We start from the raw sequence: 10,265 nt of genomic DNA, 5'->3' as shown, positions 1-10,265 counted from the left end.
CCTCGAAGGCGCCCCGCACGGTGCCGTCGGCCCCGAACGAGCCGCGCTCCTCCGGGACGAGGGAACCCTCCCGGCCCGCCACCCGCCCGGTCGGCAACTGCATCCCGGTGTAGGAGCCGCCGCCGTCGGCCGCGTAGGCGATGGCGTGGACGCAGTCGGTGTCACCGGCCTCGATGACGCCGGTGAAGGTGTTGGACACGGAGGCCCGGGCGAGGCGGGGCCCCGTCCCCCCGGGGCCGAGGGGGCGCTCCTCCCAGCGGGAGTTGACGAAGTGGCCCGAGGTCTGTGCGTGCACGGCAGGTCCTTCCGATCGGCCGCGCGCCCTCCGCGCGGTCGTTCACCAGCCCGGCCGCCGTACATGACACCTTTCGGCAGGTACGGCCACGGGATCCGGGGAGGCGCGCGAGAATGACGCCGTGCGAGCCGACCGCCTCCTCTCCCTGCTCCTGCTGCTGCAGAACCGGGGACGGATGACAGCCCGCGAACTCGCCGCCGAACCGGAGGTCTCGGTGCGCACGATCCACCGGGACATCGAGGCGCTGGGGGCCTCCGGGGTGCCGGTCGTGGCCGAGCGCGGCCCCCGGGTGGCTTCCGCCTGGTGGACGGGTACCGCACCCGCCTGACCGGCCTCTCCGACGCCGAGGCGGGGGCCGAGGTCATCGGCCCGCCGGAGCTGCGCGAGGCGGTCGCCCGGGAAGCGGAGGTCACCGCACGCCGGTACACCTCACCGCGCTCCACCCCCGACCCGGAACGGTAACGGCCCCGGAGCCGACCGGCCACGGCCCCTAGGGGCGGGCGCCGGCCCCGGGGGTCGGGGTCATCCCGTCGGAGGACACCGGAACGCGACCCGGGGCCGATGCCCGGCGGCCCCCTCCCGGGGTGGAATGGGGTTATTCGGAGGACGACCGGGGGACGAGGTCGCCGACAGAGGGAGTTGGGGAGTCATGGCAGCGAAGACGGGTCTGCGTCGGGTGGGCATTCCGCTGGCGGTCGTCGTCGCGGTTTCCGCGATCGGCGCCGGTGTGTACCCCGCGCTCGCGGGGGAGCGGGGACCGGAGCTGCCGGAGGTCGGTGTCGACGCGCTGATGGTGCGCATCATCGAGTCCGAGACCGAGCAGCTCTCGGGGACGGTTCGGGTGCGCAGCGGTTTCGACGTGCCGGGCGTCAGCGAGCTGGCCCGCTCCATGGGCGGCCCCGCCGGTCACCTGGCCGGCCTGGCCACCGGCAACAACACCCTGCGGATCGCGGTGGACGGTCCCGAGCGGCAGCGCCTGGTCATCGCCGAGGGCGACGAGGAGTTCAGCGTCTTCCACGTGGAGGGCGAGATCTGGATGTACGACGGCACCTCCAACACCGCCTACCACGCGGTCCTGCCCCGGGAGGAGTGGGATGCGGCCCTCGATGAGTACGAGGACCGCGACCCGTCCGGCCCGCACGGGGAACTGGGCGGCCTCACCCCGCAGGAGGCGGCCCGTCAGCTGCTGGAGGCGGCCGGCGAGCACGCCGAGATCACCGTGGACGGCACCGCCCGGGTGGCCGGCCGGGAGGCGTACGAGATCCTGGTCGTCCCGACCGGCGAGGAGGCGCGCGCCGCCGCCGAGGAGTCCCCCATGGGCGCCGTGGAGTCGGTGCGGATCGCCGTGGACGCCGAGACCGGTGTGCCGCTGGCGGTCACCATCGAGGGCACCGACCGGCCGCTGCTGGACATCGCCTTCTCCCGGATCAGCTACGAGAAGCCGGCCGGTGGCAGCTTCGACTTCACGCCGCCGGCGGACGCCGAGATCGTGGACCTCAACGAGCCGGGCGCGCTGGACGACCTCGCCCTCCCCGGCCTCTTCGGGGGCGGGCTCTTCGCCGACGAGCACCACGCGTACGACTCCCTGGAGGGCTGACCCGGCCGGGCCGGGCCTCCGGCACACCGGCCGTCCGCCGGGACGCGGCCCCGGAACCCCTTCGCCGGGGCCCGCCGGGGCCTCACGTCATGTCGTCGGGGAGCGGGCCGTGCGGCACGTTCAGCACGCACTGGGGGCAGGCGTAGAGGATGAAGCCCGGTCCGCTCATGCTCTGCACGTAGCGGACCGGGGTGGGCGCGGTGGTGCGGCGCTCACAGTTGCAGCACACCACCCCGCCCGGGGGATCCGGGGCGAAGGCGTCGTCCCGGGGGGTCCCTCCGTCCGCGTCGCCGCACGGGACGACGCCGGGCTTCCCGGAGGTCTCCCCGGCCACCGGGACCTCGGGACCCTGCGCCCCGGCCGGCCCCTCGGACGCGGGCGCGCCCCGGTGCCTACCGGGGGAGGGGACCGGGGACGGGAAAGGGCCGGGGAAACCCGGCCCGTGGGGAGGGCGTGAGCGCACCGGGAACGACTCCCCGGGCGCCGGCCGGCGCTCCGGGATCCGGGGAACGGAGTCGTCCGGGGAGTCGGCGCCCCCGGCGGCGTTGTCCGCCGAACCGGGGTCACCGGGGTGGTCGTTCATGCCCCGTCACCGACGAGTGGGAACGGACCGGGCCACCGACGGTCTTCCGCCCCTCCCGTCCGACCTCTCGTCAGGGTCATCGTGAACTTCCGTTCCTCCAGGGGCGCGTGATGCGACGGTCGGTGGCGCGCTGGCGCAGGCAGCGACGCCCCGCCGGGCCGGGGGACCGGATCCGACCGGCCGACCGGCAACCCGGGCCGCAGCCGGTGTGCGCGGGGCGTGCGTAGCGGCAACGCGAGCAACCTCTCACAGGTCATCAGGATATGACTCCGAGCACCCGGTGGTCTCCCCTTCCGCGCGAGATCCCGCTCACCGGACGGACATCCGCCCGCTCTCGATGCCGGCCGGGCACGGGGACGCGGAAACCCGGGCCACCCGCCCCCTGAAGCGGGTGTCGGGGGATGAGTCCCTCACGGGGCCGGGGTGCGCGTTGGTGTTCCGGGTCAGCCCCCGTGCGGCACCTTCGGACGGGTGACCGGTACGACGGTGAGGAGGCCCTCCAGTCCCTTGAAGTCGTCGGGGTTGGTGGTGAAGAGGGGAAGATCCGCCGCCACGGCGATGGCGGCGATCATCAGATCGGTCACCCGGCGGCGTGGTTGCCGGCCCGCTCCGATCACGGCGGCGCAGATGCGGCCGTGGACGCGGGCCGCTTCGGCATCGAAGGGAACGGGGTCGAACTCGTGCTCGGCGCGCTGCAGGATGTCGAGTCTGCGGGCACGTTCGGCATATTCGTCGTAGTCGCTCTGTTCATCGTTGCGACGCACCTGGTGCGGGCCGGCGGACAACTCGGCGAGGGTGATGGCGGTGATCGCCATTTCACCCGGTAGCTCCCCCGGATCCACCCATCGGCGCAAAATCATGATGTTGGTGTCCAGGAGCCCCTGCCGATACCCGGGGCGCTCAGCGGTCATACGGATCGTCCGAGTGGGTGTCGGCCATGGCGTCCTGGTCGGAACGGAACGTGTCGGGGTCGAGTCCCGGGGCGGTCCGGGACATCGCGGCGAACTCCTGACGGGTGACGAATCGCCGGCGTCGCCGTAGAGGGACGAGTTGACCGATCGGGTGTCCGTCACGGGTGACGGTGAACGACTGACCGCCCTGTACGGCGTCCATGATCTCGCGGGATCGGTGCCGCAGGTCCCGCTGGGTGATTTCGGGCGGAACGCTCATACCGGCCACGGTGGTACCCGGTGCCACCCCGTGCCACGGGCGCTGAAGGTGGCGCTCCGCCACTCCTTCGGCCGCGACAGCGGCGGGCGAGCGGGGCGGGTCGGTGGTCACGCCGAGCCCGGGAGCGGCCTCCCGCGTGGTGTCACGCAGAGCCCCCGGGCGGCTGGTCAGCCGGGTTACCCGCCGTTGCGCATCAGCAGGTGGCCCCGGCGGAACCGTTCGCCCTCGCGCGGCTCCCGCAACATCCGGCCGACCTCCACGAACCCGGCCTCCCCGGCCAGGCCCGCCAGGTCGTCGATCGGCCACCGGTGGGCCGTCGTCACCTTGTGGTCGAACGCCGCCGGCGGGCCGCCCTCCGACTCGAAGAAGGCGAGCAGGAGATGACCGCCGGGCGCCATCACCCGCCGGAACTCGGCGAGGTACGAGGGGACGTCCCGCGGGGGGACGTGGATGATCGAATACCAGGACACGATGCCCCGCAGCCGCTCGTCCGCCAGGTCCAGGGCATGCATGGAACCCACCTCGAACCGCAGGTCCGGGTACGCCTCGCGGGCGAGCTCGATCATCACCGGCGACAGGTCGACGCCGAAGACGTCCAACCCCAGATCCCGCAGGTGCGCGGTCACCCGCCCGGGCCCGCAACCCAGTTCGGCGACGGGCCCGGCCCCGGCGGCCCGCACGTACTCGGCGAACGCGGCGAGCACCGCACGATCCAACGGAAGGCCGTCGAATTCGGCACGCACGAACTCGGCGTAACGGACGGCGACGGCATCGTAGGCGTCCGCCGTGGCACGGAGGTACGAGGAGGAATCGATCACGAACGAGGACGGTAGGGCCTCGCCCGTCCCTCCGCCGCCCGTTTTCCCGAACGAGCTCCCGGGTCGGCGGATTTCCGGCCGGCCCGGGCGAGCCCCGCCGCGTGTCCGGCCGGAGGCACGGCGGGGCCGGTGCCCCGTTGGGGGCCCGGTGATCAGACGCCGCCCGCCCTGATCCCCGTCACGAACGAGGCGAACGAGGCGGTGGGCAGTATGAGCGCCGGGCCGTGGGGGTTCTTGGAGTCACGGACGGGGACCACGCCGAGGGGGCCGGCGAGATTGGCCGCGACCTCGACGCACTGACCGCCGTTGCCGCTGTAGGAGGACTTGAACCAGTCGGGAGACACGGGAATCACGAGGTGCCCTTTCGCAGCTGTTCGATCATTGCCACGGATGCAGCCTGTGGAAGCGCTTCGGCCTGCAGTTGATGGTAGGTCGTGAGAACGGGCACCACGGAGTCGCTGTCCCGTTCGAGATGGCCACGCTGAGAGGACTCCGCGTAGGACATGAGCGACCGGTCCGGAAGCGTCAACACGGTGATGGGCAGGCTGAACGGCCGGCGGGCTCCCATGTTGAACGGCGCCACCTGCAACAGGGTGTTCGGTCGCTCGGCGAACTCCACCAGAAGGTCGAACTGCGCCTTCATGACGCCGGCGTTCCCCATCGGTCTCAGAAGACATCCCTCGTCGAGCACCACATGAATCAGAGGTGAAGGGGACCGGGTCAGCGTGGCCTGTCTCCGGACGATGAGATCGACACGTTCGGTCGCCTGCTCCTCCGTGATCGCCTCCCGGCGTACCGCGTCCGCTTCCAAAGCCTCCGCGTACTCCCGGGTTTGCAGCAGGCCGTGAATGACCCCAACCTCGTACAGGCGAATCTCCACGGCCCGCGCCTCATGTTTGACGTACTCCGGGAACCCTTCCAGCAGGGCCGTTTGGCGCAGGGCCATGCTCTGGCGTTCCAGGCTGTCCCCCGTCCGGAAGGCCCTGTCGGCACTTGCGGCGAAACGTTTGGTTGGAGGACGGCGACCGGTTTCCACGGCCGAGATGTGGGTGCCGGTGCACCCGATCCGCTCGGCCAATTCCTCCTGGGTCCATCCCCGTTCGTCGCGCAGCCTGCGCAGACGTTCCCCGAAGGCCGCGCAGGGAGAGCTGTCGGGGTCGAGTTCCTTGCGGTTCACCATGGCGGATCCCATCTCTGCGAACGGAAAACGCAAGTTGAGGAAGCCCCAACGGTAGGCGACGCTGATCCCCCTTGGTAGTGATTTCGCTACGGAGAGGAACAGTCGTGTGTGCTCAAGACCCGCTCCCGGGACTTCCCGAACGCCCGTCCCCGCCGTCCGGTGACGGACCGATTCTGGAGGAGAACGTCCCTCCGCCCGAGCGGAGGAACGGGGCGGAGGCTTCCCCGCCCCCGTTCGGCCCGGCGCGGACGGAGGAGGAGCGCCGCCCCACCGATGCGTCGTCGCTCGCCGAACTCCGCAGGCGTCAGGCCGTGTTGACCGAGGCGATCGAGGCCCACTTCCGCGAGTTGGGGGCGCGGTGAGCCGTTCCGTCCACCGCTTCCGCGAGTACACCATCGAGCCGGACACCGAACCGGACGCCGAGGCGATCACCTTCACCGTGCGCTGCGCGGTGTGCGGAGAGGGCGGCCCGACGGCGGAGAGCACCGACACGGCCGGCGAGTGGATCGTCACCCACCTCGGTGAAAAATCCGAACACCTGTCGTACCGCGAGATCGTCACCCGCCCCTACCGGGCGGTCCCCGGGGAGTGGCTGTGAAGGCGCCGACGGCGACGATCGGGAGGAGGGCCGAGGCGGACCACCATCGCGCTCCCCGGAAAGACGATGAACGGGAAGCCCCCCGCTTCGTCGTGTTCGTCGTGGAGTTCGCCCGGTGGGCGCCCGATCCCGCGCCACGCGGGCGGCGGGAGGTGCAGACTCGTCGCATGGCGGACATGAGGGCTTTCCGGGAGGCGGTCACCGGCTGGGCGGCGGGTGGCCCCGGGGCCGCGGCGCGTGACCTGGCGGAAAGCTCGGGGGTGCGGGTCGCGGTGCTCGTGGAGGGGCTGAGTGATCTCGCGGCCGTCGAGGCACTGGCCACGCGACGTGGCCGGGACCTGGCGGCCGGAGGAGTGTGTGTCGTGCCGATGGGCGGGGCGATGAGTATCGGGGGTTACGCCGCTCTGCTGGGACCGCCCGGTCTCGGTCTGCGCCTGACGGGGCTGTGCGACGAGGCCGAACAGGGCTTCTACGAACGCGGCTTGAGGCGGGCGGGAGCACCCCTGCGGGACATCCACGTGTGCAGGGCGGACCTGGAGGACGAACTCCTCCGCGCGCTCGGCATCCCGGGAGTCGAGGAGATCTTCCGCGCCGAGGGCGACTTCCGTTCCTGGCAGACCTTCCTGCGGCAACCCGCCCAGCACGACCGGTCCCCGCATCAGCAGGCGCGGCGCTTTCTCGGTACCAGGAAGGGGCGCAAGATCCGCTACGGCCGGCTTCTGGCCGAGGCCCTCGCCCCGGACCGGACACCCGGCCCGCTCGACGACCTTCTCGCGAGCCTGTGAGGCAGGGGACGAACCGCCGCTCCGAGCGCTCCCCGGCTGCCGAGGTGAGCGGTACGGGTGGCGCGGACAAGTGCTCGGTCGGCCCTTCCGGGGACCTCACCGAAACCGCGCGCTCCACCGTGGGCCCGGGGGGCGTTTCCGCCTGCGCGGCCGAGACGCCGGGGTGGGAGGTGGCCATGGAGCGGCTTCGCGAGATCGTGGCCGACTTCGAGACGACCGACGATCCCTTGACCCGGGACGAGGTGGAGGCGGCGCGCGTTCTGCTCCGCCATGACCGGGGCGGGCCACTGCACGAGGTCCGGCACGCCGAGCCCGGACTGTGAGGGCCTTCGCCGGAGGAGGCCGTTCGCCTGCTTCGCGAACCCGGCGTGGAAGTCGTCAAGGTGTGATCGCCCCGGGGGCGTGCCCTCCGGAAAGGCCCCGCGTAGGGCTGATCACCTCTCCCGCGTGAGGGCCGGGTTCTCGTCCGAACGGGAACCCCGAACCCCGACGGTCCCGCTCAGCCGAGGCGGAGGAGCAGGGCCTCGCAGGCGTCCGCGCAGCGGCGGCAGGACTCGGCGCAGTGCCGGCAGTGCTCGTGCGTCTCCGCGTGGCGTTCGCACTCCTCCGCACAGGTGCGACAGGCGGTCAGGCAGGCCTGGACGACGGCCCGGGTCAGGTGGGCGTCATAGCCGGTGTGCCGGGAGAGCACGGAGGCCGTGGCGGTGCACACGTCGGCGCAGTCCATGTTGGTGCGGATGCACTTGGACAGTTCGGCGGGGTTCTCCTCCGACAGGCAGGCGTCGGCGCAGGCGGTACACGCCTGGGCGCAGGCCACGCACTCCTCGATGCAGCGGGCCAGCGCCTCCCGGTCCACGTCGCCGAGGTCGGCCGGGTAGGTCTCCAGCATCTCCTTCACCACGGTGGTCATGTCGGTCCTCGCGATCCCGGCGGGACGGGCACGGCCGTTCGCCGTGCCGGGAACATCCCGCCAACACCGATTCGGGTGACCGATGGGGCGGGGGACAAACACCGGTGAAGGCGGTGTTTTCCGGCCATCCCCGGGTCAGGAGGCGCAGAACTCGTTGCCCTCGGGGTCGGCCATGATCACCCAGCGGCCGGCCGGCCCCTGATCCACTTCGCGCAGCACCCGGGCGCCGAGTGCCTCCAGTCTTCCCACCAGGGCGGCGAGGCGTTCGGGGTCGCCTTGCGCCTCCTGCACGTCGATGTGCAGGCGGTTCTTGACCGTCTTGGCCTCGGGGACGTGCTGGAAGAGCAGGCGGCGACCCAGCCCGATGCCGGAGCGCGGGTCGACGGGGTCCTCGGGGTGCCGGATGCCGGCGTAGTCGCGCCAGGTGCGGCGTCCGTCGTGTTCCACGAGTTCGTCGCCGGTGATGTGGCCGGCGGCGAGCAGGTTCTCGATGAGCGGCGACACGTCCTCCACCTCGTACCCGAGCGCGCCGGCCCAGAAGTCCGCGAGGCGGTTGGCGTCGTCGGCGTCGAAGACGACTTTCCAGGTGGTGCCCATGTAACCCTTTATAGTGGTTACGTGATGGAGGCCACAACCGGAATGGCGATGCGCACCGCGAGCGGCGCGCCCTACCGCTTCGACGCCGGGGCGCTGTGCCTGGAGTTGCTGGTCACCGGCGGGCCCGGACCCTACGACCGGTACGAGAGCCTGCACGGGCCCGAGGACGTGCGGCGGTGGATCACCGAGTGCCGACTCGACCCCCGCCCGGGGGTCACCGTCGGGCCGGAGGACCCGGCCGCCCTGCGGCGACTGCGGGACGCCCTGTGGCGGCTGGCCTCGGCGCGGGCCGGGGCCGTCGATCCGCCCATCGGCCCGCCGACCGACGGGGACCTCTCGGCGCTCAACGAGGCCGCCGCCGGACCGCCGCTGGTCACCCTGCTGGGGCCCGGGAACGCACGGGTCGCCGCGCCCGGCGCGGACGTCCCCCGGCTGATGACCGAGATCGCCCGGGACGCCGTGGACCTGCTCGGCGGGCCGCGCGGTGACCGGCTGCGGGAGTGCGCCGGGGAGCGGTGCCGGCTGCTGTACCTGGACCTGTCCCGCCCCGGCCGACGCCGCTGGTGCTCGATGGCGAACTGCGGCAACCGCCACAAGGTGCGCGCCCACCGCGCCCGGGGCGGGGAGGGGTGAGGGGCTTCCGAACGCCCCGGTGCCCGCTGCCGGACCGTGAGCACGACCCGGCAGCGGGCACCGGCGGGGTCGCGGCCCCGTGGGGCCGGGCCGGTCAGCTCTTGCGGCGCTGGGTGAAGCGCAGCATGTTGCCGGACGGATCGCGGAAGGCGCAGTCCCGCACCCCGTAGGGCTGGTCGATCGGCTCCTGCATCACCTCGCCACCGGCCGCCCGGACGTGCTCGAAGGTCGCGTCGCAGTCGTCGGTGGAGAAGATCACGGCCCGCAGCATCCCCTTGGCCAGCAGCTCCGCCATGGTCCGCCGGTCCTCGTCCGAGGCGTTCGGGTCGGCGAGCGGCGGCTCCAGCACGATCTCCACATCGGGCTGCGAGGGCGACCCGATGGTCACCCACCGCATCCCCTCGAACCCGACGTCGTTGCGCACCTCCAGCCCGAGGGCGTCCCGGTAGAAGGCGAGCGCCTTGTCGTGGTCGTCGACGGCGATGAAGCACTGCGAGAGTTTGATGTCCATGTCGATCACGCTACGACCGGACGGGGCCGCCGGGCTTCTCCGTTCCTGACCGGTCGGGTGAAGACCTTGGCGACGCAGGGCGGGACCGCAGCGCCCTCGGAGTGGTCGCGGGCGCGATAGGCGCTCGGGCTCTCGCCGACCAACTCGGTGAAGCGTGAGCTGAACGACCCCAGCGAGGTACAGCCCACTGCCATGCAGACCTCCGTCACCGACAGGTCCCCGCGCCGCAGCAGCGCCTTGGCCCGTTCGATCCGGCGGGTCATGAGGTGGTTGTACGGCGTCTCGCCGAAGGCGGCGCGGAAGCTGCGGGAGAAGTGACCGGGCGACATGTGGGCGACCCGGGCCAGCGCCGGGACGTCGAGCGGCTCCGCGTAGTCGCGGTCCATCAGGTCACGGGTCCGGCGCAGCCGTGCCAGGTCCGACAGCATCATCCGCCCAGCATCCCACCCCTTACCGACAGGGGTGGCGCACGCGGGATGGTGGCGGCGGTGACCCCTCACAGGGGTGATGAGGACCCCATTGTGAAGGTCCTGGTGGGGTGGGGTCGAGAGGGCGGGGCAGAGGCCGGTTTTTCAGCGGACCTCCGGT

At 72.2% G+C, this 10,265-nt stretch carries 17 protein-coding genes and 1 pseudogene; 7 read left to right on the top strand and 11 right to left on the bottom strand.

What is annotated here, in order from left to right:
• The coding region (locus FNQ90_RS04815) for a DUF3224 domain-containing protein (protein WP_182605118.1) at positions 1-295 on the bottom strand (295 nt) is incomplete at its 3' end.
• 121 nt (positions 296-416) lie between these two features.
• Here FNQ90_RS04815 and FNQ90_RS04810 point away from each other — a divergent pair.
• A pseudogene (locus FNQ90_RS04810) lies at positions 417-652 on the top strand (helix-turn-helix transcriptional regulator); the annotation flags it as partial.
• 292 nt (positions 653-944) lie between these two features.
• Entirely contained in the window at positions 945-1,892 is a 948-nt protein-coding gene (locus tag FNQ90_RS04805; RefSeq protein ID WP_182605117.1) for a LolA family protein, read from the top strand.
• A gap of 82 nt (positions 1,893-1,974) precedes the next feature.
• On the opposite strand, the gene FNQ90_RS04800 is transcribed toward FNQ90_RS04805, so the two are convergent.
• The 6 genes from FNQ90_RS04800 to FNQ90_RS04775 all read right to left on the bottom strand — a co-directional run bounded on the left by FNQ90_RS04800 (position 1,975) and on the right by FNQ90_RS04775 (position 5,643).
• Positions 1,975-2,226: a hypothetical protein gene (locus FNQ90_RS04800; protein ID WP_182605121.1), complete on the bottom strand. Its 252-nt coding sequence runs from the start codon at positions 2,224-2,226 to the stop codon at positions 1,975-1,977.
• A gap of 692 nt (positions 2,227-2,918) precedes the next feature.
• Complete coding sequence (locus FNQ90_RS04795; protein ID WP_182605116.1) at positions 2,919-3,386, bottom strand: type II toxin-antitoxin system VapC family toxin; 468 nt, start codon at positions 3,384-3,386, stop codon at positions 2,919-2,921.
• Positions 3,376-3,645, bottom strand: coding sequence for a type II toxin-antitoxin system Phd/YefM family antitoxin (locus FNQ90_RS04790; RefSeq protein ID WP_182605120.1), 270 nt, complete (start codon positions 3,643-3,645; stop codon positions 3,376-3,378). Before FNQ90_RS04790 ends, FNQ90_RS04795 begins: the two co-directional genes overlap by 11 nt.
• 176 nt (positions 3,646-3,821) lie before the next feature.
• A complete protein-coding gene (locus FNQ90_RS04785) occupies positions 3,822-4,463 on the bottom strand; it encodes a class I SAM-dependent methyltransferase (RefSeq protein ID WP_182605115.1) in 642 nt (213 codons plus the stop codon).
• A gap of 152 nt (positions 4,464-4,615) precedes the next feature.
• Positions 4,616-4,816, bottom strand: coding sequence for a DUF397 domain-containing protein (locus FNQ90_RS04780; RefSeq protein WP_182605114.1), 201 nt, complete (start codon positions 4,814-4,816; stop codon positions 4,616-4,618).
• On the bottom strand, positions 4,813-5,643 hold the full coding sequence (locus FNQ90_RS04775; protein ID WP_182605113.1) for a helix-turn-helix domain-containing protein: 831 nt from the start codon (positions 5,641-5,643) through the stop codon (positions 4,813-4,815). Before FNQ90_RS04775 ends, FNQ90_RS04780 begins: the two co-directional genes overlap by 4 nt.
• Before the next feature lie 104 nt (positions 5,644-5,747).
• On the opposite strand from FNQ90_RS04775, the gene FNQ90_RS04770 reads away from it, so the two are divergent.
• The 4 genes from FNQ90_RS04770 (at position 5,748) to FNQ90_RS27035 (ending at position 7,349) form a co-directional block, all read left to right on the top strand.
• Positions 5,748-6,005: a hypothetical protein gene (locus FNQ90_RS04770; RefSeq protein WP_182605112.1), complete on the top strand. Its 258-nt coding sequence runs from the start codon at positions 5,748-5,750 to the stop codon at positions 6,003-6,005.
• The gene (locus FNQ90_RS04765; RefSeq protein WP_182605111.1) at positions 6,002-6,241 is read left to right on the top strand and encodes a DUF7848 domain-containing protein; all 240 of its coding nucleotides are present in this window, start codon (positions 6,002-6,004) and stop codon (positions 6,239-6,241) included. Before FNQ90_RS04770 ends, FNQ90_RS04765 begins: the two co-directional genes overlap by 4 nt.
• A 167-nt stretch (positions 6,242-6,408) precedes the next feature.
• On the top strand, positions 6,409-7,026 hold the full coding sequence (locus FNQ90_RS04760; protein WP_182605110.1) for a TOPRIM nucleotidyl transferase/hydrolase domain-containing protein: 618 nt from the start codon (positions 6,409-6,411) through the stop codon (positions 7,024-7,026).
• Between the two features lie 176 nt (positions 7,027-7,202).
• Positions 7,203-7,349, top strand: a complete 147-nt coding sequence (locus FNQ90_RS27035) for a hypothetical protein (protein WP_228470858.1) — start codon at positions 7,203-7,205, stop codon at positions 7,347-7,349.
• A gap of 176 nt (positions 7,350-7,525) precedes the next feature.
• Here FNQ90_RS27035 and FNQ90_RS04750 read toward each other — a convergent pair whose 3' ends face one another.
• The gene (locus tag FNQ90_RS04750; RefSeq protein ID WP_182605108.1) at positions 7,526-7,936 is read right to left on the bottom strand and encodes a four-helix bundle copper-binding protein; all 411 of its coding nucleotides are present in this window, start codon (positions 7,934-7,936) and stop codon (positions 7,526-7,528) included.
• Positions 7,937-8,071: 135 nt separating this feature from the next.
• A complete protein-coding gene (locus tag FNQ90_RS04745) occupies positions 8,072-8,533 on the bottom strand; it encodes a VOC family protein (protein ID WP_182605107.1) in 462 nt (153 codons plus the stop codon).
• A gap of 42 nt (positions 8,534-8,575) precedes the next feature.
• On the opposite strand from FNQ90_RS04745, the gene FNQ90_RS04740 reads away from it, so the two are divergent.
• The gene (locus FNQ90_RS04740; RefSeq protein ID WP_182605106.1) at positions 8,576-9,166 is read left to right on the top strand and encodes a CGNR zinc finger domain-containing protein; all 591 of its coding nucleotides are present in this window, start codon (positions 8,576-8,578) and stop codon (positions 9,164-9,166) included.
• A 94-nt stretch (positions 9,167-9,260) separates the two neighbouring features.
• On the opposite strand, the gene FNQ90_RS04735 is transcribed toward FNQ90_RS04740, so the two are convergent.
• Together FNQ90_RS04735 and FNQ90_RS04730 are read right to left on the bottom strand one after the other, a co-directional pair.
• Entirely contained in the window at positions 9,261-9,677 is a 417-nt protein-coding gene (locus FNQ90_RS04735; protein WP_182605119.1) for a VOC family protein, read from the bottom strand.
• Between the two features lie 5 nt (positions 9,678-9,682).
• A complete protein-coding gene (locus FNQ90_RS04730; protein ID WP_143625020.1) occupies positions 9,683-10,108 on the bottom strand; it encodes a helix-turn-helix domain-containing protein in 426 nt (141 codons plus the stop codon).
• Positions 10,109-10,265: the final 157 nt, after the last annotated feature.

Source organism: Streptomyces alkaliphilus, assembly GCF_014141535.1.
GTDB classification, from domain to species: Bacteria; Actinomycetota; Actinomycetes; order Streptomycetales; family Streptomycetaceae; genus Streptomyces; species Streptomyces alkaliphilus.
The sequence above is the reverse complement of the archived record's forward strand: the minus strand, read 5'-3'. Positions and strand labels throughout refer to the sequence as shown.

Excerpts from the sequence above, each read along its gene's own strand:
- FNQ90_RS04775 (WP_182605113.1), bottom strand. The coding sequence starts at position 5,643 with ATGGTGAACCGCAAGGAACTCGACCCCGACAGCTCTCCCTGCGCGGCC.
- FNQ90_RS04730 (WP_143625020.1), bottom strand. The coding sequence starts at position 10,108 with ATGATGCTGTCGGACCTGGCACGGCTGCGCCGGACCCGTGACCTGATG.
- FNQ90_RS04750 (WP_182605108.1), bottom strand. The coding sequence starts at position 7,936 with ATGACCACCGTGGTGAAGGAGATGCTGGAGACCTACCCGGCCGACCTC.
- FNQ90_RS04735 (WP_182605119.1), bottom strand. The coding sequence starts at position 9,677 with ATGGACATCAAACTCTCGCAGTGCTTCATCGCCGTCGACGACCACGAC.
- FNQ90_RS04745 (WP_182605107.1), bottom strand. The coding sequence starts at position 8,533 with ATGGGCACCACCTGGAAAGTCGTCTTCGACGCCGACGACGCCAACCGC.
- FNQ90_RS04795 (WP_182605116.1), bottom strand. The coding sequence starts at position 3,386 with ATGACCGCTGAGCGCCCCGGGTATCGGCAGGGGCTCCTGGACACCAAC.
- FNQ90_RS04740 (WP_182605106.1), top strand. The coding sequence starts at position 8,576 with ATGGCGATGCGCACCGCGAGCGGCGCGCCCTACCGCTTCGACGCCGGG.
- FNQ90_RS04760 (WP_182605110.1), top strand. The coding sequence starts at position 6,409 with ATGGCGGACATGAGGGCTTTCCGGGAGGCGGTCACCGGCTGGGCGGCG.
- FNQ90_RS04805 (WP_182605117.1), top strand. The coding sequence starts at position 945 with ATGGCAGCGAAGACGGGTCTGCGTCGGGTGGGCATTCCGCTGGCGGTC.
- FNQ90_RS04790 (WP_182605120.1), bottom strand. The coding sequence starts at position 3,645 with ATGAGCGTTCCGCCCGAAATCACCCAGCGGGACCTGCGGCACCGATCC.
- FNQ90_RS27035 (WP_228470858.1), top strand. The coding sequence starts at position 7,203 with ATGGAGCGGCTTCGCGAGATCGTGGCCGACTTCGAGACGACCGACGAT.